General features: G+C 33.6%; 19 protein-coding genes and 1 pseudogene. 17 read left to right on the top strand and 3 right to left on the bottom strand.

Annotated features, from left to right (window positions below):
• The first annotated feature begins 26 nt into the window (after nucleotides 1–26).
• A complete protein-coding gene (locus ON07_RS10730; protein WP_010231165.1) occupies nucleotides 27–1,088 on the top strand; it encodes a glycosyltransferase family 9 protein in 1,062 nt (353 codons plus the stop codon).
• On the top strand, nucleotides 1,088–2,164 hold the full coding sequence (locus ON07_RS10725) for a CDP-glycerol glycerophosphotransferase (protein WP_010231162.1): 1,077 nt from the start codon (nucleotides 1,088–1,090) through the stop codon (nucleotides 2,162–2,164). The genes ON07_RS10730 and ON07_RS10725 overlap by 1 nt, the downstream gene beginning before the upstream one ends.
• On the opposite strand, the gene ON07_RS10720 is transcribed toward ON07_RS10725, so the two are convergent.
• Nucleotides 2,161–2,925 carry a lipopolysaccharide kinase InaA family protein gene (locus ON07_RS10720; protein WP_010231160.1) on the bottom strand — a complete coding sequence of 255 codons (765 nt, stop codon included), beginning with the start codon at nucleotides 2,923–2,925 and terminating at the stop codon, nucleotides 2,161–2,163. The genes ON07_RS10725 and ON07_RS10720 overlap by 4 nt on opposite strands.
• A 167-nt stretch (nucleotides 2,926–3,092) precedes the next feature.
• Here ON07_RS10720 and ON07_RS10715 point away from each other — a divergent pair, with 167 nt between their 5' ends.
• The 8 genes and pseudogenes from ON07_RS10715 (at nucleotide 3,093) to ON07_RS10680 (ending at nucleotide 11,357) form a co-directional block, all read left to right on the top strand.
• Nucleotides 3,093–4,100: a glycosyltransferase gene (locus tag ON07_RS10715; RefSeq protein WP_316928143.1), complete on the top strand. Its 1,008-nt coding sequence runs from the start codon at nucleotides 3,093–3,095 to the stop codon at nucleotides 4,098–4,100.
• A 367-nt stretch (nucleotides 4,101–4,467) separates the two neighbouring features.
• Complete coding sequence (locus ON07_RS10710) at nucleotides 4,468–5,229, top strand: glycosyltransferase family 4 protein (RefSeq protein WP_237708907.1); 762 nt, start codon at nucleotides 4,468–4,470, stop codon at nucleotides 5,227–5,229.
• 25 nt (nucleotides 5,230–5,254) lie between these two features.
• Nucleotides 5,255–6,364, top strand: a complete 1,110-nt coding sequence (locus tag ON07_RS10705; protein ID WP_010231151.1) for a glycosyltransferase family 4 protein — start codon at nucleotides 5,255–5,257, stop codon at nucleotides 6,362–6,364.
• Nucleotides 6,354–6,926, top strand: coding sequence for an L-threonylcarbamoyladenylate synthase (locus tag ON07_RS10700; protein ID WP_010231147.1), 573 nt, complete (start codon nucleotides 6,354–6,356; stop codon nucleotides 6,924–6,926). The genes ON07_RS10705 and ON07_RS10700 overlap by 11 nt, the downstream gene beginning before the upstream one ends.
• A 3-nt stretch (nucleotides 6,927–6,929) precedes the next feature.
• Nucleotides 6,930–8,360: a CCA tRNA nucleotidyltransferase gene (locus ON07_RS10695; RefSeq protein ID WP_010231143.1), complete on the top strand. Its 1,431-nt coding sequence runs from the start codon at nucleotides 6,930–6,932 to the stop codon at nucleotides 8,358–8,360.
• A gap of 202 nt (nucleotides 8,361–8,562) precedes the next feature.
• Nucleotides 8,563–9,588 (top strand): annotated as a pseudogene (locus ON07_RS15285) (COX15/CtaA family protein).
• A 25-nt stretch (nucleotides 9,589–9,613) separates the two neighbouring features.
• Nucleotides 9,614–10,123: an IS1096 element passenger TnpR family protein gene (locus tag ON07_RS10685; protein ID WP_010231137.1), complete on the top strand. Its 510-nt coding sequence runs from the start codon at nucleotides 9,614–9,616 to the stop codon at nucleotides 10,121–10,123.
• A 175-nt stretch (nucleotides 10,124–10,298) separates the two neighbouring features.
• The gene (locus ON07_RS10680; RefSeq protein ID WP_010231134.1) at nucleotides 10,299–11,357 is read left to right on the top strand and encodes a nucleoid-associated protein; all 1,059 of its coding nucleotides are present in this window, start codon (nucleotides 10,299–10,301) and stop codon (nucleotides 11,355–11,357) included.
• Here ON07_RS10680 and ON07_RS10675 read toward each other — a convergent pair.
• Entirely contained in the window at nucleotides 11,354–12,418 is a 1,065-nt protein-coding gene (locus ON07_RS10675) for a hypothetical protein (protein ID WP_010231130.1), read from the bottom strand. The genes ON07_RS10680 and ON07_RS10675 overlap by 4 nt on opposite strands.
• Before the next feature lie 91 nt (nucleotides 12,419–12,509).
• Between ON07_RS10675 and ON07_RS10670 the strand changes: the two genes are divergently transcribed.
• The 5 genes from ON07_RS10670 to ON07_RS10650 all read left to right on the top strand — a co-directional run bounded on the left by ON07_RS10670 (nucleotide 12,510) and on the right by ON07_RS10650 (nucleotide 19,309).
• Nucleotides 12,510–13,412, top strand: coding sequence for an ABC transporter ATP-binding protein (locus tag ON07_RS10670; protein WP_010231128.1), 903 nt, complete (start codon nucleotides 12,510–12,512; stop codon nucleotides 13,410–13,412).
• Nucleotides 13,413–14,249: an ABC transporter permease gene (locus ON07_RS10665; RefSeq protein ID WP_010231126.1), complete on the top strand. Its 837-nt coding sequence runs from the start codon at nucleotides 13,413–13,415 to the stop codon at nucleotides 14,247–14,249.
• Between the two features lie 31 nt (nucleotides 14,250–14,280).
• Complete coding sequence (locus ON07_RS10660; RefSeq protein WP_010231124.1) at nucleotides 14,281–15,888, top strand: T9SS type B sorting domain-containing protein; 1,608 nt, start codon at nucleotides 14,281–14,283, stop codon at nucleotides 15,886–15,888.
• Between the two features lie 65 nt (nucleotides 15,889–15,953).
• The gene (gene uvrB / locus ON07_RS10655) at nucleotides 15,954–17,957 is read left to right on the top strand and encodes an excinuclease ABC subunit UvrB (protein WP_010231122.1); all 2,004 of its coding nucleotides are present in this window, start codon (nucleotides 15,954–15,956) and stop codon (nucleotides 17,955–17,957) included.
• Between the two features lie 140 nt (nucleotides 17,958–18,097).
• On the top strand, nucleotides 18,098–19,309 hold the full coding sequence (locus ON07_RS10650; RefSeq protein WP_010231120.1) for a hypothetical protein: 1,212 nt from the start codon (nucleotides 18,098–18,100) through the stop codon (nucleotides 19,307–19,309).
• A 46-nt stretch (nucleotides 19,310–19,355) separates the two neighbouring features.
• On the opposite strand, the gene ON07_RS10645 is transcribed toward ON07_RS10650, so the two are convergent.
• On the bottom strand, nucleotides 19,356–19,799 hold the full coding sequence (locus ON07_RS10645; protein WP_010231118.1) for an Hsp20/alpha crystallin family protein: 444 nt from the start codon (nucleotides 19,797–19,799) through the stop codon (nucleotides 19,356–19,358).
• A gap of 201 nt (nucleotides 19,800–20,000) precedes the next feature.
• Between ON07_RS10645 and ON07_RS10640 the strand changes: the two genes are divergently transcribed.
• Both ON07_RS10640 and ON07_RS15280 read left to right on the top strand, forming a co-directional pair.
• The gene (locus ON07_RS10640) at nucleotides 20,001–21,311 is read left to right on the top strand and encodes a DUF2254 domain-containing protein (RefSeq protein ID WP_010231116.1); all 1,311 of its coding nucleotides are present in this window, start codon (nucleotides 20,001–20,003) and stop codon (nucleotides 21,309–21,311) included.
• Nucleotides 21,312–21,448: 137 nt separating this feature from the next.
• Nucleotides 21,449–22,129, top strand: coding sequence for an alpha/beta hydrolase (locus tag ON07_RS15280; protein WP_010231113.1), 681 nt, complete (start codon nucleotides 21,449–21,451; stop codon nucleotides 22,127–22,129).
• Nucleotides 22,130–22,160 lie beyond the last annotated feature (31 nt).

Raw genomic sequence — 22,160 nt, 5'->3', positions numbered from 1 at the left:
TTAATCTGAAGTAAATATAAATTAGAATGAAAATATTAGTGATTCAGCAGAAAATGATAGGAGACGTGCTAACTTCTTCTATTCTGTTTGAAGCACTACGCAATGAGTATCCAAATGCAGAATTGCATTATCTCGTTTATGCTCATACCAAACCGGTGCTTGAGCATAATCCGTTTATAGATAAAATACTTCATTTTGAGGAGAAAACTAAAAAAGCAATCCAATTCGCTACCTTTCTTGGCGAGGTAAAAAAGGAGCGTTATGATGCTGTGATAGATGTATATGCCAAATTAGGTTCAGCAATTACTAGCTTATATTCTGGAGCCACCATTCGGGTTTCTTTTAATAAATGGTATACAAAGCCCTTTCACACCCGTCATTTTAATAGAAATATCACTGCACAAACCAATGCAGGTCCGGCGGTAGAAAAGCGGTTACTTTTATTAAATCCAGTTTTAAAAAACATTCCTAAGGAGATTAAACCTAAAATTTATCTAACTGCTGAAGAAAAGCTAAAAGCAAAACAGCAATTAGAGAATGTGGGAATTGTTAGCAGTAAACCACTTTATATGATTTCGGTTTTGGGAAGTTCAGCGGTTAAAACCTATCCTAAAGCATACCTCGCTGAGGTTTTAGATTTTATAGTATTTAAAACAAATGCACAATTACTTTTCAATTATATTCCAAGTCAGAAGGAGGATGCATCAAAAATTTATCAGCTGTGCAATCCTGAAACCCAAAAGTCTATCTTTTTAGATTTGTTTGGAAAAGATCTTAGAGAATTTCTTGCGCTTACTTCTCATTGTGATGGCCTTATTGGAAATGAGGGAGGTGCAGTTAATATGGCTAAAGCATTGGACGTACCTACATTTTCTATTTTTTCACCAGGTGTACCAAAGGAGAATTGGAGTATGTACGAAAATGGAACAACAAATGTTTCGGTACACATTAAAGATTACAAACCGGAGTTATTTCTCAATCAGTCCAATAGATATATTCAGAAAAAATCTAAAGAATTATACAGCCAATTTAAACCTTCGTATTTTGAAGAAAAATTGCTAAATTTCATAAACCCTAGGAGTAAATAATGAAGTATCGGTTTTTAATTTATATAAGTCATACCTATGCATTACCCATTGGTGCCCCGCTTCAAGAAGAAATTTTAAAGCAAGGCTATGAAGTAAAATGGTTTTCGGATCTGGATTATACAAAAGCGTATTTCCCAAAACACGGTGAACTTCTTAATACCATAGAAGATGTCATTTCATATAACCCACATATTGTGTTGACTATTACCGATAGTTTAGCAGATTTTATTCCGGGAATTAAAGTTCAGATTTTCCATGGATTTCTAGCCAATAAACATAGTTTCAAAAAAGGTCATTTTAGAATACGAGGGTTTTTCGACCTATATTGTACACAAGGTCCTTCTACAACTGGCCCCTTTAAGAAATTACAAAAACAACACAAGCATTTTGAAGTCATAGAAACAGGTTGGTCCAAAGTTGATCCTTTATTCCCAATAGAAGAAAATTCTTTAGAAAAACCCGTTATATTAATCTCTTCTACTTTCTCTCCAAAATACAGCTTAACTTACAACGAGCAAGTTGTAAATGAAATTAAAAGATTATCTAAAATAGGAAAGTGGGAATTTAAGGTAGTTTTACATCCAAAATTACCCAAAGAAAAAGTGGAAGTTTTCAAGAATATGCAAAATGAGAACCTCACCTATTACGATACTACGGATATAATTCCGCTTTTCAAAAAAGCAGATATTATGTTTTCTGATACCACATCAGCAATTACGGAATTTATACTTCAAGGAAAACCAGTAGTAACTTTTAATAACAATAAACCGGGAGACCATTTTATTGATATTACAGATATCTCTGAAATTGAAGCAGCTCTAACGAAGGCGCTAACCAAGCCAAAAACTATTATGGCTGCTATTCAGAATTATATTAAAATTACGCACCCCTATTCCGATGGAAATTCCAGCCAGCGAGTAATAAATAGTTGTATAACATTTTTAAATAGCGATAGATCGAATCTAAAAAAGAAACCTCTTAATTTGATAAGAAAATTTAAAATAAGAAAGCAACTCAATTATTTCACCTTGAAGACCGTTAAGCGACCCTTAAACGGAAAGAAAAAAACAGGCTAAGCTTTCCAGAATTTTAGCTTTTTCTTTAATTCTTTTTTACGCTTAAACTTATTTTGAAACTCTTGAGTATATCTCCACATCGTTTCAAAAACGATGTCTTTATCCTCTTTTATCAATTTTGAATATTCATCGGCCATTATTTGCACCATTTCTATTTTAGGAGTAAGTCTGGCAAAATTTTTCATTCTATCTAAAAAATTCAGGTCTCTAAAATTCATTCTATTTAGATCTACTAGAAAAAATTCATAAGCTCCTGTAATATCCTTCTTAATCAATGTGTTACCAGGAGAATGATCTAAGAATTCAATTCTCTTTTGGTGTAATTCAAAGGTAAATCTAGTAAAAGCGCGGAGGATATTCTCGTGATCCGGATAATTTGGCTGTGTAACCAGCTCTCTGTAGGTAAGATTGCATTCCAAATGCTCACTAACATAGTAGCTTTCAAGAAAAAAAAAAGTTGTTTTATTTTCAGCAAAAGCTATAGGATATGGTGTGCCTATATTTTTCGAGATTAGGTATTGAGCATAATTAAAGGAGCGTTCTGCCTTAGATTTTCTTAAAAATCTGTAAGCAATTTTGTTTACTGCATTTGGAACCTTAAAGGATTTAATGTTAATAAGCTTGCCATCAAGTGGAAATAACTTGATTTTATTCCTATCTCCTTTCCCAAATAACTCTCCTTGTTCGTCAGAAAAATTATTAACAAAGTCTTCAACTATAGATTGCTGATTCTTGTATGCTTCAGAAAAAACTGCTCTCATGCAGTAAAGTTAGTATAACTTCAGAATTAATATAATTGAAAGTCCTTTAAAATTATAAAAAAACTAATTTAGCAAAATGAAAATTTTACATGTTTCAACTATAATAGAATGGCGCGGGGGAGATAATCAGATGCTTACCACCTACTCTATATTAAAACCCCACTTGGATCTTCAACAATATATTTTTTGTCCAGACAATTCAGTTTTACAAAAAAAAATGTATTGAGCATGATATCCCACATTTTACGGCTTCAAGAAATTCCAAGTATTCCATTGCCTTCATTAAAAAATTATTTAAAACTCTTAAAGAAGAACAAATAGATATTTTACATGTTCATGACTCTAAAGCTTTTTCCATGAGTTTATTGTTAGTGAAGTTTTTTCCGAAATTGAAATTGGTCTATTCCAGAAAAAGAAACAATAAAGTTCACAAAAATTTCTTTAAAGTCTTAAAATACAACCATCATAGAATAGATAGAATTGTATGTGTTTCTCAGGCGGTAAAAGATGTTTTAACTCCTGTGCTAAACAATAATGATAAAGCACAAGTAATTTATGATGGAATTGATGTCGAAAAATTTGAAAATTCTTTAGATACCGGAATTCTTAGAGCTAGCTATAATATCCCAGAAAAAACCCTTATTATTGGTAATATTGCAGGTTTAACAAGACAAAAAGATCTTTTTACATTTCTGGATTCTGCCAAAATTATTCTAGCTGAAACAAATAAGAAAATAATATTCTTAATTGTGGGGCAAGGACCTTTAGAAGAGGAACTAAAAGCTTATGCCAAAGAATTAGGAATTCATAAGCATGTAATTTTTACAGGATTTAGAAAAGATATTCCTGAAATTTTACCGGAATTAGATTTGTTTCTACTTTCTTCAGAAACAGAAGGATTACCACTTTCTATTATGGAAGCTTTTGCCTGTAAAGTTCCCGTAGTTGCTACCGCTGCTGGTGGAACTGGAGAGGCTATTATAAATGAAGAAACAGGGATGATCTCTCCTGTAAAAAATCCTAAAAAACTTGCGGCTAATGCTACAAAACTTATTAATGACCCTGAATTAAGAAACAAAATTATAAATAAGGCATTCGAACTTGTGAATTCTAAATTTACATTGAAAGTTATGGAGCAGAATTATTATAATTTTTATAAAAAGATTAGAGATTAATTGCTTTTAAAATTGTTGAAATAAATTATTTAACCTGTTTTTATTAATGCCAAAACAAAAAAGAATATTACTCGAAGCGCATAACATTAAAAACATGTACTCTGGTTTTGGGCAATTTAATTATTGGCTAATCAAAAACCTGATTAGCAATAATGAAGAATTTAAATTCATTGTTAACGCTAAATCGAAGTCTTCTATCAAAGAATTTGATGGGCAAATAGATTTTCAGAAATATTACTCTTTAAGTAGGTACGAATTTTTTAGAACTCGAAAAAAGTACGACCTATGGCATTCTCTAAATCAGAATTCTAAAATAGAGCCTAGGCATAAAATGCCATATCTTCTCACGTTGCATGATGTTATTTTTTTGGAAAAAGACCCAATAGAAAATATTAAAAAAGAAGATATTGAGCAGCTGCAACGAAAAATTGATAGATGCGATGCAATCGCATATATCTCTAACCACGCTAAACAATCTGCTAATCACTACTTAAATATCCCTTCAAATTTACACCAACCTGTAATTTACAATGGGAATCCAGTAATAGCTTCAGAAGAAAAAATTGCCAAACCTATCGTAAATTTCAATTTAAATAAGCCCTTTATTTTTTGCATTGGTCAATTTTTAGAAATGAAGAACTTTCATAGCTTAATTAGTATGTTGCATCATTTAAAAAGCGATTATCAACTTATTATTGCTGGTAATAACGATAAACCTTATAAGGAAGTTGTGCAGCATGAAATTAGTAAATTTAAGCTGGAAGATAAAGTGTACTTAGCAGGTAAAATATCTGAACAAGAAAAACATTATTATCTTCAAAATTGTGAAGCTTTTGTATTTCCTTCTCTTTTTGAAGGTTTTGGTTTACCACCTATAGAAGCTATGGCATATGGTAAGCCCGTATTCTTAGCCAATCGTACATCTTTACCTGAAATAGGAGGTAAATACTCTTTCTACTGGGATAGTTTTGATGGTGAATCTATGGCAACTGTCTTCACAAATGGAATGAATACTTTTGAAAAACAAAAAACCATTTATCAAAAAGAATTGAGAAACAGAGCACAAAAATTTAATTGGGATACTACTGCAAAAGAGTATATTAAGCTATATTCAAAAATCTTAGGATAGTAAAAAACACTAAAAAAGTAAGCTTGTGCATATTTTACACGTTTCTGCGGTTAAAAGTTGGGGTGGTGGTGAAAACCATATAGAGAACCTTTGCAATGAGCTTCAGAAAATAGCTCCCGATTCCCAAAACACCATTTTATGTATTAAAAATGGACTTTTTCATAGGAAGCTTCAGAATTCAGAGATTGATTTTGAAACCGTAAGGATTAATTTTAAAATGGATTTGAGATTCTGTTTTAAATTGATTGAGATTTGTAAAAAGAAAAAAATAGACCTGATACATATTCATGATAGCACAGCTTTAACGCTTTGCATTATGGCAGATCATCTATATAATTTACCAACCTTTATTTTCAGTAAAAAAACCACCTTTCCCATACGATCCCGTAAACAGACCCTTTACAAATACAATTATAAAAAAATCAAAAGAATTCTTTGTGTTTCTGAAGCAACTAAAGCAATTACCGCAACCACTGTAAACGATCCCAAAAAATTAGTCTCAATCTATCATGGCACAAAGATTAATGGATTTAATACTTCAAAATATATAAATATAAAAGAGTATTACAATATTGGAGACTCAAAAAAGATCATAGGGAATATTGCCAATCACAATTGGCCCAAAGATTTAGATACCTTTATTAAAGTTGCTTATTACTTGGTGCACGTCAAAGGAATTAAAGATCTTCATTTTTTTCAGATTGGCAATTACACCACAGAAACCCCTGAGCTTATTGAAAAAATTGAAAGATTTAATCTATCTAAATATATCACCTTAACGAATGTAATTCCGAATGCTTCTAAGCTTATCCCTCAATTTAATGTTTCTTTGGTTACATCAAAAAGTGAGGGAATTCCTCAATTTATTTATGAATCTTTTCTAAATAAAACCCCTGTAATAAGTACAGATGTTGGAGGAATTTCAGAAATCATAGCCCATGGTAAAAATGGGTTTCTAGCTCCTTCCGGGAATTATAAACTACTTGCAGATCAGATTATTGAAGTATTAAATAACCCCGAATTGATAGAAAAATTCACAACTATTTCATATCAAAAAGTTCACGAAAAGTATACCACAGCGATGATGGCTGCTAAAACATTACAAGAATATAAATTAGTTCTCGATGGAAAATAATATAAAACAGGAAATAGAAAACACCCTTGAAGTTTTAAAAAGAGGTGGAATTATTTTATATCCAACCGATACTGTTTGGGGAATTGGTTGCGATGCCACTAATCCTAAAGCAGTTGCAAAAGTTTATAAATTAAAACAAAGAGAAGAAACCAAAGCAATGATTTGCTTGGTGAATTCTGTAAAAATGCTGGAACAGTATGTAAATAAAATTCCAAATATTGCATACGATCTAATAGATTATGCGGTAAAACCTACCACCATAATTTATGATGATCCAATAAAAGTTGCTAATAACCTTATTGCATCAGATGAAACCTTGGCAATTAGGGTGGTAAAAGATAGATTTTGTGAACCCTTGATCTATAAATTTAGAAGAGCATTGGTGTCCACCTCTGCAAATATTAGTGGAGAACCAACTCCAAAATCTTTCTCGCAAATAAGCCCGGAAATTTTAAAAGGTGTGGACTATATAGTAAATTTGCAGCATTCAAAAATATCAGACCAACCTTCCTCCATTATCAAGATCGGTAAAGATGGAAGTGTTAAGGTGATTCGACAATAAAATATGCCTAAAAACAACAACTACAAGTCAGCTTTAAAACATCCCATTTTTAAGATTATTTCTCAGGCAGCAGAAAATTTAAATTTGGAAAGTTATGTAATTGGAGGATTTGTAAGAGATTTTCTGCTAGACCGTGGGGAGCCAAAAGATATAGATATCGTTGCCATTGGGAGTGGAATTGAATTGGCAACAGAGGTATCCAGATTATTGCCCAATAATCCAAAAGTTCAAATTTTTAAAACTTATGGCACCGCAATGCTTAGAGCTTTCGATTTGGAGATCGAGTTCGTGGGCGCTAGAAAGGAAAGTTATACTGAAGATAGCAGAAACCCGGTAGTAGAAGACGGAAGTCTTGAAGACGACCAGAAAAGACGCGATTTTACTATTAATGCCTTAGCTTTAAACCTAGGCGAAGATCATTTTGGGGATTTAGTAGATCCATTTAATGGAATCGAAGATTTAAAGCATCAGCTCATTCAAACGCCTTTAGATCCAGATATCACTTATTCCGACGATCCTTTACGGATGTTACGAGCTATCCGTTTTGCAACGCAACTTCATTTTAAAATCGAACCAAAGTCTTTGGCTTCAATTTCCAAGAATAAAAATCGAATTAAGATAATTTCGAAAGAAAGAATTGTAGAGGAGCTCAATAAAATCCTACTTTCAGAAAAGCCATCTATAGGATTTGCTCTGTTACATAAAACCGGACTTTTGCCAATTATTCTTCCGCAGCTAACAGCATTAGAAGGAATAGAAGAGATTGAAGGTCAAAAGCATAAAGATAACTTTTGGCATACGTTGGAAGTGGTAGATAATATTGCTGAAAACACCGACGACCTTTGGTTACGTTGGGCAGCATTACTTCATGATATTGGAAAAGCACCCACTAAGAAATTCCATAAAAAGATAGGCTGGACTTTTCATGGACATGAGTTCGTTGGATCTAAAATGGTATACAAGCTTTTTAAGCAGATGAAAATGCCGTTGAACGATAAGATGAAACTAGTGCAAAAACTGGTGTTAATGAGCTCTAGACCTATTGTTATTTCAGATGAAAATGTAACCGATTCTGCAGTAAGAAGATTAGTGTTTGATGCAGGAAATGACATTGAAGATCTTATGACTTTATGCGAGGCAGACATCACCACTAAAAATCCAAAGCGATTTAAAAAATACCATAACAATTTCAAAAAGGTTCGCCAGAAAATAAAAGAGGTTGAAGAGAAAGATCATATCAGGAATTTTCAACCACCTGTTTCGGGGGAGGAGATCATGGAATTTTTTAATTTAAAACCTTCCAGAGAGATCGGTATGATAAAAGAAGCAATAAAAGAAGCAATTTTAGAAGGAGAAATTCCTAATGAATATGAGGCTGCAAAAGCTTATATGTTGAAAAAAGGAAAGGAACTTGGGCTAGAACCGGTTAAATAAATTAATTCAATTAAGGTAGGTAGTTTTGTTCGTATCAAAATTATAATGTAAAGTAGGGTGTCAGGTTGAGCGGAGTCGAAACCTCCTTTTGAAGTTAATAGTTCTCGTCTACGCTCGAACAGACAGAACAAATTATTTTAATTTTGAAAATCAAAAAATCTTTGCAAATGTTTTTGGTCTTTAATTCAAACAACAAGATATAGTGTATAGAAAATTAGCAAAAATTTCATTGGTTTTAATTTATTTGGTGATTATTGCCGGAGCGTGGTACGCATGACGGGGTCTGGAATGGGTTGTCCGGACTGGCCAAAATGCTTCGGATATTATATTCCACCAACAGAAATCACTGAGCTTCAATTTCAAGCAGACAGGTATTATAAAAAAAGGACAAGTTATCATCGTAGACGAGTCCTTAATGACTGCCGAAAAAGATTTCACAACCGGAACTTCTTACAATTCTCAAAACTGGGTAAAATATACCAAACACGATTATGCCATTTTTAATCCTTGGCATACTTGGATAGAATACATCAATAGACTTCTTGGTGCGCTTGCCGGATTAGCTGTATTAATTATGGCATTTTTATCTCTGAAGTATTGGAGAGAAAATAAAAAAATCACCTTGCTTTCTTGGTTATCTGTATTCCTTATGGGTTTTCAGGGTTGGCTTGGAGCAACTGTAGTATATTCCGTCCTATCTCCGGTTAAGATCACGATCCATATGGTGATGGCTTTGGTAATTGTGGCGCTTATTCTATATCTGCTCCATATTTCAAAAGCTAAATCTAAAACTCAAATTAGCCTAAAAAGCTTCAGAAGTCTAGCGGTTTTTGCTGTAATATTTACCCTCATTCAAATAGTTTTGGGAACACAAGTTCGGCAATTTGTAGATGAACAAATAAAATTACTGGGTTATAATACACCGGAGCAATGGCTTTCAAAGCCTTCAGTAATATTTTATATTCATAGATCTTTTTCCATTTTAGTTCTGGTTTTAAACCTTCTTATTTGGTGGCAAAACAGAAAATTGAAGCTTGGATTTAATAAAGTAAATTGGATCTTAGTGCTTATTGGATTAGAAATCATTACTGGAATTGCGATGTACAATTTCGATTTCCCAGCATTATCGCAGCCATTACATCTCGTAATTGCAAGCCTCTTATTTGGGGTGCAATTTTATGTTTTATTGGAAGCGCTGCGTGCCCCAATTCGCATAAAAAGTTTGTAACTTCGCCCCCACAAAAATTATCACAATGGTTTATAGATTTAGAGTTATTTTGGATGCACAAGATGACGTTTTTAGAGATATTGAAATTTTAGAAGAGAGCACTCTTGAAGACTTTCATAACTCTATCGTGAACGCTTTTGGATTTGATGGAAATGAAATGGCCGCTTTTTATATTAGCGACGACGAATGGAATCAAGGCGAAGAAATATCTCAGTTCGATCTTGGCGAAGATCTTGATTCAGTTCGATTAATGAATGAAACCACTTTAGACAGTGTTGTTTCTAAAAATCAAAGAAAGCTGATTTATGTGTACGATTTTCTAAGCATGTGGACGTTCCTTATAGAATTAGCCGATATTGCTGAAATTGAAGATGGGCGCGATTATCCAAACTTGATGTATGTTCATGGTCAAATTCCTACCGATGCACCGGATAAAGAGTTTGTAGCCGATAAGAATGAATATGATGACGACGATGATTCAGATTTAGATCTGGATAATTTTGACGACTTATCTTACGACGACATCTGGAACTAATCATTCTATTACACTCACTGTGTACAGTTAGATAAATTATTCGGCTTTTTCGTTCCAGGTTCAAAATTCAAGGTTATTTTACCTAATTAACTCATATATACTCAATACTAAATTCTAATATCTCAATACTATTATCTCAATTCTTTATTCTCACATCTAATACCTCACTTCTATTATGATCAACTTATATAACGCGCAAATTGAATCTCTTTCCATCCACAGAGTTGGTAATAAAAGTAGGAATGAAAACATATTTCTTTCCGGAGCTCCTTTTGAGTTGAATGATGAAATTGCTCCGTTGATCAAAGAATACTTTCTGAAATCTTTTAGAGAAAAAGAAGAAAATTACTATCAGTTTACGCACGAATCGGATCTTGAATTTAACGAATTATATAATTTCGCAAATCAAATTTTCGATGCACCCGATACTGTACATGAGGTTTCTAAAAAAATAACCACCTTGTTATTCGAACAATCTTCTCACCCTCACATTAAAAGTGGAGAAGTGTATGTAGTATATTTTGAAAACATGCTTTTGGATAATGAAAAAGTTTCTGCAATCGGGATCTTTAAATCTGAATTAAAGCATGATTTCCTTCAGTTTCAAGAAAAAGATTCATTGCTGGAAATGGTGATTCAGCAAGGGATCAATCTTCAGAAAATGGATAAAGGAGCTTTGATCTTCAATAAGAATAGAGCTGAAGGCTACAAGATCCTTTCTGTAGATTCTAACAGATATGACACCAAATATTGGTTAGAAAACTTCTTAGGAGTAGATGTGCTGGCAGATGAAAATTTCTACACTAAGAAATACTTAAAATTTTGCCAGAATTTTGCTAAAGATGTAGTACTTCCTGCTGAAGACAAAAAAGAAGAAGTGATGTTTATGAACCGAAGTGTAGATTATTTTGCGAAAAATGACTCCTTTGAAGAAAGCAACTTTTTAAATTCTGTGATAGATAACCCAGATCTTATTCCAGAATTTAACAATTACAAACAAGAAAAAGCACCTAAATATAAGATTGAAGATCTAACTGAGTTTAATATCGCGAATGCGGCAGTAACTTCAGCAAGAAAGTCGATTAAAAACACCATTAATCTGGATACCAATATTCAGATTAAATTGGATTTTATCAATCCGGAATCTGCTCAAAAATTTGTAGAAAAAGGTTGGGACGAAGAAAAACAAATGTATTACTACTTGGTATATTTCAATAAAGAAGAAAAGAGTTAAACCCTTCTCTTCTTTAAATTTACATTTTCGTAATTCCTTTTTACGAATTCCAATGCCGTTCTTAAGATTTGCCCCATCGTCTTAGCTCTCTTAAACTTCATATCGTTGGTAAACAAGTAAAGATCTTTCCGAAGCATCTTAACATTTTCCGGAGTAGAAACGTTATCGTTAATCATGCATCTTACCAATTCTTTAAATCGGGATTGCGCGTTTATCATTCGCTTGGCTAGCAAGGAACGTTCTTCTTTTCTATACTGTTCTATGGAACTGTGCTCTAATTTTTGAGTTACTAACTCCACCATTTTAAAATTCTCCTTAAAGAATTGCGGCCTATAAACTTTTAAGTTTCCTTCGTAACACTGCTGATCGAAATCTATTGCCCGAATAGTATATTCCACATGATCGAAATCGTGAGTTGGAATCACCACATAATTATAAGACCTCATATCGCCTAGAAGGCGAACTGTACAACGCTCGTTAAATTTTACAAATTGTTTGGCTATTTGGGTTTTTGCACGCTCATCACAATTAGGCAGCTCATCCTGAATAAAAACATCTCCCGGAATTCCTGCAATATGCTCTTCTATTAACGTGTCCATATACACAAGAAAATTGATTCGGTGTGGGGATAAAATATGTTCAATTTCTAATCCGTAAATTCTGGAAGCATCAGCAAGCTTAATATAGAAATACGTGAAACTTTCATTCAATGTATTTCGAACCCTAATTCTAAAAGGCTTGGAGTTTCCAAAAGTGCAGTAATCGATTGCATCTATACTTAAATAAGGTAAAGAATCATCACTACCATCAGAATGTAAAATTGCATAGACATGTTTTAATGAATCGTCAATTTCGTTCCGTTCGCTATCAGAATAATAACATCGCACCCAAAGGGTATCTTCATCATTTTGATCGTAAACCACTATAGAACCGGAGAATCTAAGTAGATCGTCATAAAAAACAGGGATTTTAGTATCTCTGTTATACTTCTCCAAATACTTATGCAACCGATCATTTACAGGAAAGGAAGGTTTTTTCCTCGACATTAACTTTTCTTCCATTCTTAGGGTTTTTTCAAAAATACACTATCTGTTTCACTTCTGAAGTAACAAAACGTTAACTTCGGCGTCCTATTAAAAAATTCAGAATAATTTGGAAACAATTCTTACTATAAATCAGCTTACCAAAAAGTATGGAAGTTTAACAGCTGTCAATAATCTATCCTTTACAATTAAGAAAGGAAATGTTTATGGCATTTTAGGGCCAAATGGAAGTGGAAAATCTACTACTTTGGGAATGGTTTTAAATGTAGTAAATAAAACCAGTGGAGATTTTCATTGGTTTGATGGATCTGATTCTACCCACGAAGCCTTAAAAAAAGTAGGAGCCATTATCGAGCATCCTAATTTTTACCCTTATATGACCGCTTCGCAAAACCTTGCGTTGGTTTGTAAAATCAAGGGAGTTTCTCAGAATAAGATCGATGAAAAACTGGAGATTGTTGGTTTGCTAGATCGAAAGGATAGTAAATTCAAGACTTTTTCTTTGGGGATGAAGCAGCGTTTGGCAATCGCTTCTGCCCTTTTGAACGATCCTGAAATATTAATTTTAGATGAACCTACTAATGGATTAGACCCACAAGGGATTCATCAAATTAGAGAGATCATTCGGAAAATTGCTTCCATGGGAACCACTATTCTCTTGGCTTCTCATTTGTTAGATGAAGTTGAAAAAGTATGTTCTCATGTAGTAATCATTAGAAAAGGAGTGAAATTATATAGCGGAAAAGTAGATGAAATGAATGCCAGTCATGGCTTTTTCGAATTAAAAGCAACAGATCTTGTGACACTTCAGCAAATATTGGAAGATCATCCATCTATTGGAAAAATCACTGTAAATGACGGACTTTTAACCGCTATTCTTGAAGAACCAATGGGAGCCGATGATTTAAACGCTTTTCTTCACCAAAGAGGAATGACACTTTCGTATCTGGTAAAGAGAAAGGAAAGTCTAGAAGAACAATTTTTACAATTAACCAACCAAACTGCCCTTTAGATGTTACGATTATTACAAATAGAATTACATAAATTAAGATATAGCAGGTCGGCTAAGATCTTAATAAGCACATATTTCATCCTAATTACTTTTATCGCTTTAATAGCTTCTATCGAATTTGATTTAGGGCCTGTACATTTTAGGTTGGCAGATCAAGGGATCTTCAATTTCCCCTTTATCTGGCATTTTAACAGCTATATAGCAGCCATATTAAAACTGTTCCTTGCAATCGTGATTGTTTCTATGATGTCTAATGAATATAGCCATAGAACGCTAAAACAAAACCTGATAGATGGCTTGAGTAAGAAGGAGTTCGTTTTATCCAAATTTATAACAGTTGTATTGTTTGCTGTGATCTCCACATTTTTTCTTCTAGTAGTTTCACTTATACTTGGGTATTCATTTTCAGATTTTACGGAGTTATCCATCGTTTTTTCAGACATGGAGTACATCGTAGGCTATTTTATTAAGCTTCTTGGATTTTTCACATTCTGTATGTTTATTGGGATTCTAATTAAACGATCAGCTTTTGCATTGGGCTTTCTATTTATCTGGTGGATCTTCGAAGGGATTCTCTATGGCGTTTTAAATTTTAGATTGTTTAGAGATAGTGACATTCCAGAAAATATCATGCAATTTTTCCCTCTAACCGCGATGAGTAATATTGTGGTTGAACCATTTACACGATTAAATTTCATTAAAACAGCAGCAACCCAAATTGGAGAAGAGCTAGATAAGGACTACGGTGTGCATTGGTATCAACTACTAATAGTAATAGTTTGGACGCTAATCTTTGTATACTTATCGCTTGCTCTATTGAAGAAAAGAGACCTGTAATTATAATAAATTTATAGACTGCTTTAGTTCTGTGAGAAAAAATCTGATTCTTTATATATTCCTTTTAGGTACGACTCTCACCTTCTGGGCCCAATCGGGTATTAATGATTGTGCAGGAGCGATTAAAGTTTGTGGAGATGGCGCCTTAAGTACAAATGCAAACGGTGTTGGAGTTCAAGAATTAAGCGGCTCAAATTCTTGTAGTAGCCAGGAAAACAATAGTATTTGGTTAGAAATTGAAATCACAAAAAGTGGAACTTTGGGCTTTGATCTTATTCCCACCAGATCTGATATTAAAGTAGATTATGATTTCTTCATCTACGGTCCAAATGCAACTTGTGGAAATCTAAACTTTGCTATTCGATGTTCTACTACAAATCCTCGCGCTGCAGGATTAGCGAATAATCATACCGGGATGCGTGAAGAGGAGGTTGATACCAGTGAAGGACCTGGGGAATTGGGGAACAGCTATGTAAAGTCATTAGATGTTCTACCAGGGGAAACCTATTTCATTGTTATAGATAGACCTGAAGGCTCAAGTCCATTCAATTTAAATTGGACAGGAAACTCAACCGTTGGATCATTTCCTTTTCCAGATGGACCAGAAGTAAATTCTGCGGCAGATATAGAAAAGTGTAATGCTAATGGGATTACAGATTTCGATGTTTTTTCAACTCAACAGGAAATTAATAGTCAAAACCAAACTAGCATTAGTTATCATGAAGAACTTGCTAACGCAATAGATAATTCGAATCCGATAATGGGGCTTTATACCAGTTCAACGCCTAGAAAGACTATATACGCACGTGTTGTAAATGATATAACAGGTTGTTATAAAATCGTGGATTTTGATCTTATTATTAATGATGGACCAATTATAACTCCTACATATAATTATAATTTATGTGATATCGATTTTAGTGGAAAAGAAACCGCTTCATTATCAACTATAGATAATGAAATATTGAATGGCTTAGCTGCTAACGCATATGTCATTGGTTATTATAATGATCTTACAAGTGCTCAAAATAAAACAAATCCTCTTCCAAATAATATAACTACATCTGGAGAAGAAATTTTTGCAAGAGTAGAAGAATTAAATAATGAGCAATGCTATAATATTTCTGAAATTAGACTGATTCTGAATACACCACCTCAAATTGAAGATCTCAATATAGGTCAAGCTGAAGTTAATGCTAATAGTAATACTATAACTTTGAATCTAGGAGCTTCTGAAGCTTATGAATTTGCTTTGAATAATATTGATGGTCCATATCAAACAAGTAATGTTTTTCAGAATGTAGCATCTGGATTTGTAACACTTTATATTCGTGATGAACAGCAATGTGCCATTATTTCTACCAGTATTGCGGTGCTAGGCTATGATAACTTTTTTACTCCCAATAATGATGGCGTACATGATTTCTGGAATGTAAAAGGCATCGACAAGCTAATGGAAGGAACAGATTATATCTCGATTTTTGATCGCTATGGAAAATTACTGAAGCAATTAAGTAGTGCAGAGAACGGTTGGGATGGAACTTTCAATGGTCACTCATTACCAGCCGATGACTATTGGTTTCAGGCTTCATTAAGAAATGGACAGGAATTTAGCGGTCATTTTAGCCTTATTAGATAAGCGCATGACACCTATTTGAATAGGCCTAATATTTGCTTATTTTCGTGAGGCTAAGAAAAAGATTCATGAAATTCAAAATAAAATCCGATTACAAACCTACAGGAGACCAACCACAAGCCATAAAGAAGCTAGTTGCAGGACTCGATGGGAACGAACAATATCAAACCTTATTAGGGGTTACCGGTTCCGGGAAAACTTTTACAGTTGCCAATGTCATTGAAGAAGTTCAGCGCCCGACTCTTGTCTTGGCACATAACAAAACATTAGCTGCACAACTTTATTCAGAATTTAAACTGTTCTTTCCGGATAATGCAGTTGAATATTTTGTGAGTTATTACGATTATTACCAACCCGAAGCATTTATTCCTACTTCAGGAACCTATATAGAAAAAGATCTTTCCATTAATGAAGAACTTGAAAAACTTCGATTAAGCACTACCTCTTCCCTACTTAGCGGAAGGCGTGATATCATAGTTGTCGCATCAGTTTCCTGTTTGTATGGTATTGGAAACCCTGTAGAATTCAAAAAGAACGTGGTCTCTATTGAAAAAGACATGCATATTTCCAGAACTAAATTACTGCACAGATTAGTTCAGAGTTTATATTCTAGAACCGAAGCAGACTTTAGTCATGGTAATTTCAGAATTAAAGGGGATACCGTAGATGTTTTTCCTAGTTATGCCGATAATGCTTTTAGAATTCACTTTTTTGGAGATGATATTGAAGAAATCGAGGAATTTGATCCAAAAACTAATGAGGTTTTGGAGAAATATGAACGACTGAATATCTATCCTGCAAATATGTTTGTAACCTCACCGGATGTCCTTCAAGGTGCAATTAGGGAAATTCAGGATGATCTTGTAAAACAAATCGATTATTTTCAAGATATCGGAAAACATTTAGAGGCAAAGCGTTTGGATGAACGTACAAATTTTGATCTAGAAATGATTCGGGAATTAGGTTACTGTTCAGGGATCGAGAATTACTCGCGCTATTTGGATGGAAGACTTCCCGGCACGAGGCCTTTCTGCCTTTTAGATTACTTCCCGGATGATTATTTAATGGTTGTAGATGAAAGTCACGTAACTATTCCGCAAGTACATGCCATGTATGGTGGTGACCGCTCTAGAAAAGAGAACCTTGTAGATTATGGTTTTAGATTACCCGCTGCCATGGATAACCGTCCATTAAAATTCGAAGAATTTGAAGCTCTTCAAAATCAGGTTATTTACGTGAGTGCTACTCCTGCAGATTATGAATTGCAGAAAACTGAAGGTATTTATGTAGAACAGGTAATTCGCCCAACAGGATTGTTAGATCCAATCATAGATGTTCGTCCTAGTTTGAATCAGATAGATGATTTAATTGAAGAAATTCATGTTCGAACAGAAAAAGATCAGCGAGTTTTAGTTACGACACTTACCAAAAGAATGGCCGAAGAGCTGACAAAATACCTTACCCGAATAAATGTGAGATGTAGATACATCCATTCAGATGTTGATACTCTGGAACGTGTAGAGATAATGCAGGATCTAAGAAAAGGTATTTTTGATGTGCTTATTGGAGTGAACTTACTAAGAGAAGGATTAGATCTACCGGAAGTATCCTTAGTTGCCATTTTAGATGCAGATAAAGAAGGTTTTTTAAGAAGTAATAGATCGTTAACACAAACCATTGGACGTGCTGCCAGGCATATAGAAGGAAGGGCGATTATGTATGCTGATAAAATTACCAATAGCATGCAAACCACAATCGATCAAACAAATTATAGACGTGAAAAGCAAATCGCTTACAATACCAAAAACAATATTGAACCTCAGGCATTAATAAAAGCTATTGAAAGCTCTTTAGTAGGAAAAAAATTAGATCCTTATGTGATAGAAACCGCACCTACTTTAAAAGCTGCTGAAAAAGAAACAGAATATTTTAGCAAGCCTCAGTTAGAAAAACGAATTCGTTCAAAACGAAAAGAAATGGAAACTGCAGCTAAAGATTTAGATTTTATGACAGCGGCAAGACTTAGAGATGAAATTAAAATGCTTCAGGACAAAACCAAAGCATTGAGTTAAAAATAGGTTTTGAGTTAATATTTAAAGTTTTTGTGTTAATATTTTGTTTAAACCATTAATAATCAATCTATTAATTTAATATCTTTAAAATTCATTCTTCACATTAACCCTATTTATTGTGGTGGTTAATTGTGTTACAGATGAAAAAATTTGTATTTATTTTATTTATAATACCTTTTTTTGGTATTTGCCAAGTAGGTATTAATACATCTTCCCCCAAGGCTCAATTAGATATTGTATCAATTTCCCCCGACAATCCATTGATGATTGATGGACTATTGATTCCAAGAATTCAGAAATTTCCAGTGGATCCTCCCACTAAAGACCAGCATGGTATGCTGGTCTTTTTAAATGCTAACTTGCCAATTCAAAAGAGTGGATTTTACTTCTGGAATAATGAAGCAAAAAAATGGGAAGCTTTAGCTGGGACTGCTTCAGAAAATTTTTATAAACCAGCCACAACCGTAAGTCCTAACAACATTACCGATGCCCTATTTAGAAATGGAAATATTGGAATTGGTACTCAGGACATAACTTCTAAATTACAAATCGCTCTCAATTCCACCACAGATGCTGCGATCAAGAAAGGTTTGGAAGTAGATAATAACAATCCTACAGTAGATAATCTTACAACTTATGGTATCATTAGCGACAACCGGAGCGCTACAAACGGCAATAAGTATGGAATAAAAAATAATGTTGGTGGCGTTGGAATAGGAATACATTATGGAATTTTTAATGAAACCTATCAGAATTCCGGAACCAATGATATTTATGGGATTTATAATAGAGTTGGAAAGACCTTCGGAACGAATAGCAGCAATTATGGGGTTTATAGCGAAATAGGACAAACTACCGGTACAGGTAAAATCTATGGAGTTTACAGTGTGGCCTATGGAAGTAATCCCGATAAAGTATTTGCCGGTTACTTCGCAGGCAGACTTGGAATTGGAAATACACCATCAGAGGAATATATTTTTCCAGCCAGCAAAGGAAGTAGTTCCCAAACTTTAACCTTGGACGCTTCAGGAAATATGAATTGGACGTATCCGAATGCACAAAACTATGTTAGTACGGGAAGCGCAACAGGAGATTTTCTTATTACAGATGATGTTGGAACGCTGAGAATTAATAACGAATTAAGCCAATTAATTATTCCTGCGGCAAATCAAAATAAAGGACGGATTATTCGACTAATTGGTTGGGATGGAATTGGAAACAAGAACTTTTTATTTTCTAATGCAGATAATCTTTATGATGTTCGAAATAATGTGAACGTTACCTTTATTGGCGCAAATCAAATATTCACGATTCAGAGTGCGGGAAATAGATGGATTCTTTTAAATAAATAAAAAGCACCAACTTGGTGCTTTTTATTTGGAAACTAGAAATAACAAATTATTTTATTTCTATCATACGTTTTGCTTGTTGCTTAGCTTCTTCTTTTTTAGGAAGATTAATTTCTAGAATTCCATCTTTGTAAGTAGCAGAGATTTTCTCGCTTTCTACAGATTCCGGTAAACTAAAAGCTCTTCGGAAGTTATTATAATTAAACTCCTTTCTTGTAAACCTTCCATTAGAATCGGTAAGTTCACGCTCCTCATTTTCTTCAGAAGAGATGGTTAGTACATCGTTATCCAATTCGATATTAAATTGTTTCTTGGATTTCCCGGGAGCTGCAACTGCAACCATAAAATTATCTTCAGTTTCCTGAATATTTACCGCAGGAATTCTGGTTCCAATGCTACCGACGTTGGAGGTTCCTCCTAACCAATCGTTTTTAATTAAATCATCAAAAACAGATGGTAACCACTGATCTTCTTTTCTTTTAATTAGGTTCATAACATCAAATTTTTAATTAATACTCAATTTCAGAATATTTCAATCAAAATAAATTCCAACCTTATTTTTAAGTCAAAATGTCTTGGAAACCATCGTTTTAACTGACTTTTTGTCTTTTTGAGCTTCATCAGAAATTAAATAAATGTGAAGTATAATAGGAGTATTTTCTAAAATGGTATTTTTAAGTTCTGAAATTACCTCATGAAAAAATTATTATATCGTAGTCTTTCATTTTTTAATATCCTTGAAAGTAAAATTGCTTTTTATCCTACAGTCTTAGCCTTATTTGGAATTTTCTTCGCTTTCCTTTTAATGTATTTTGAAAGTCTGGGAATCTCGAAATATCTTTTGGAAAAAGCTCCAATTTTAGTTGTAGATAATGGTAATACAGCAATGACAATGCTTTCAGCTCTAATTTCAGGGCTTATATCTGTAATAGTTTTTAGTTTTTCTATGGTAATGCTGTTGCTAAGTCAGGCCTCTAGCAATTATTCTCCAAGGTTGTTGCCTGGCTTAATTTCAGATAGGAAACATCAGATTATTCTGGGGATTTATCTTTCTACAATCCTTTATAACATTTTTATTTTATTCTCCATTCAACCAACTGGAGATAAATACCAAATCCCCGGGTTTTCAGTATTAATGGGGATTCTAGGAACTGTAATCTGCATTTACGCATTCATCTTTTTTATTCATAACATTTCCCAGTCTATTCAAATAAGCAATATTCTGAAGAAAATTTATACCCAGTCAAAAATTAGATTAACAGATGTTATTGAGAAAGAATCTACCCATTTAACACAGTTCCCTGATAGTGATGACTGGCATGAATATCATTCAGAAAAAAGTGGATATCTTCAAAATATCTCTTATACAAACATGATTAATTTTAGCAAAGAGAACGATACTCAACTACATATAATCCCTTTTAAGGGCAGCTTTATTTTGAATGGGATTCCGCTTTTCAAGTCCAAAAACAAACTTAATAAAGAGCAAGTAAAACAAGTATTAGATAATATAAGTTTTGCCAGGGAAGAGTTGGTGGAGGACAATTATATTCTAGGTTTCAAACAATTAACTGAAGTTATTGTGAAAGCAATGTCTCCAGGAATTAACGACCCCGGAACTGCTATTAATGCCATAGATTATCTTACAGAATTACTTGCGTTAAGAATGCAGAAAAAGGATATAAATGTTATTCGTCGAGATGAAATTCCTTATTTGAAAATCACCACCGTGGATTTTAAAGATATTCTCTATCAAGTTATGGTGGCTATAAGGACTTATTGTAAACACGACGTTACCCTAAATCAGAAGTTATTAGTAATGTTACATTATTTGCTTCAGCAAAAAACCTATAATCAGGATTATTATGATAATATCAAGGAGGAAGCCACACTATTACTAGCGGATGCAAAGGACGCTATAACGAATCCTACAGATATTAACAGACTTACAAATTTAGCCGAAACCTTCACTTTTGAATTAAATAATGCCGCTGAAAATGAATAAACAAATTTCTAATTTCTTTGTTGTAGTTGTTACATTATTGTTTGCACTACCCACAATAGCACAATCTACTGCTTCAAAAAATGTAAACACCTTTGTAATTAATGCTCCTCAATTGGATACGCTAAAAAAAGATTTGGGTGTATGTACCTGAATCTTACAAAACTTCCACCAAAAAATATCCGGTTCTCTATCTTCAAGATGCTCAGAATTTATTTGATGCTTCTACTTCCTATGTCGGAGAATGGAAAGTAGACGAGGTTTTAGATAGTTTAAAATTAGAACTTATCGTAGTTGCGATCGAGCATGGGAATGAAAAACGAATAGACGAATTAACACCTTACCCACATCCGGAATATAAAGGTGGCGAGGCAAATAGTTACCTAAATTTTATCCTGAAAACATTAAAACCAAAAGTTGATTCCCTTTATAGTACTTCTCCAGCTGTTGAAAACACCTTTATTGGCGGTAGCTCCTTGGGTGGGCTTTTCTCGTATTACGCAACTTTAAAGCATCCAGACGTGTTTGGAAAAGCGATTATCTTCTCTCCCAGTTTTTGGTATTCTGAACAAATTTTTAATCTGACTGAAAGTATAGTTGAAAATAGCATTTTTGAAAATCAGTTCTACTTTAGAGCCGGCGAAAAAGAAAGTGAAACCATGGTACCAATGATGTATAAAATGAACGATATACTTTCTTCCAAGTTATCATCTAATGCTCAAATAAATATAGCATCTATTCCGAATGGGGAGCATAATGAAGCTCTCTGGGCTGGATTGTTTGCTGATGCAGCACTTTGGTTAATGAATCTGGAAGATTGACTTTAAAAATTTAGTTTATGAAAATCAAAAA

The sequence above is a fragment of the Gillisia marina genome (genome assembly GCF_000258765.1).
Classification (GTDB): Bacteria; Bacteroidota; Bacteroidia; order Flavobacteriales; family Flavobacteriaceae; genus Gillisia; species Gillisia marina.
The sequence above is the reverse complement of the archived record's forward strand: the minus strand, read 5'-3'. Positions and strand labels throughout refer to the sequence as shown.

What these genes read in the sequence shown, in the direction of transcription:
- ON07_RS10730 (WP_010231165.1), top strand. Translation starts at nt 27, where the DNA reads ATGAAAATATTAGTGATTCAGCAGAAAATGATAGGAGACGTGCTAACT.
- ON07_RS10725 (WP_010231162.1), top strand. Translation starts at nt 1,088, where the DNA reads ATGAAGTATCGGTTTTTAATTTATATAAGTCATACCTATGCATTACCC.
- ON07_RS10720 (WP_010231160.1), bottom strand. Translation starts at nt 2,925, where the DNA reads ATGAGAGCAGTTTTTTCTGAAGCATACAAGAATCAGCAATCTATAGTT.
- ON07_RS10700 (WP_010231147.1), top strand. Translation starts at nt 6,354, where the DNA reads ATGGAAAATAATATAAAACAGGAAATAGAAAACACCCTTGAAGTTTTA.
- ON07_RS10695 (WP_010231143.1), top strand. Translation starts at nt 6,930, where the DNA reads ATGCCTAAAAACAACAACTACAAGTCAGCTTTAAAACATCCCATTTTT.
- ON07_RS10685 (WP_010231137.1), top strand. Translation starts at nt 9,614, where the DNA reads ATGGTTTATAGATTTAGAGTTATTTTGGATGCACAAGATGACGTTTTT.
- ON07_RS10680 (WP_010231134.1), top strand. Translation starts at nt 10,299, where the DNA reads ATGATCAACTTATATAACGCGCAAATTGAATCTCTTTCCATCCACAGA.
- ON07_RS10675 (WP_010231130.1), bottom strand. Translation starts at nt 12,418, where the DNA reads ATGGAAGAAAAGTTAATGTCGAGGAAAAAACCTTCCTTTCCTGTAAAT.
- ON07_RS10665 (WP_010231126.1), top strand. Translation starts at nt 13,413, where the DNA reads ATGTTACGATTATTACAAATAGAATTACATAAATTAAGATATAGCAGG.
- uvrB (WP_010231122.1), top strand. Translation starts at nt 15,954, where the DNA reads ATGAAATTCAAAATAAAATCCGATTACAAACCTACAGGAGACCAACCA.
- ON07_RS10650 (WP_010231120.1), top strand. Translation starts at nt 18,098, where the DNA reads ATGAAAAAATTTGTATTTATTTTATTTATAATACCTTTTTTTGGTATT.
- ON07_RS10645 (WP_010231118.1), bottom strand. Translation starts at nt 19,799, where the DNA reads ATGAACCTAATTAAAAGAAAAGAAGATCAGTGGTTACCATCTGTTTTT.
- ON07_RS10640 (WP_010231116.1), top strand. Translation starts at nt 20,001, where the DNA reads ATGAAAAAATTATTATATCGTAGTCTTTCATTTTTTAATATCCTTGAA.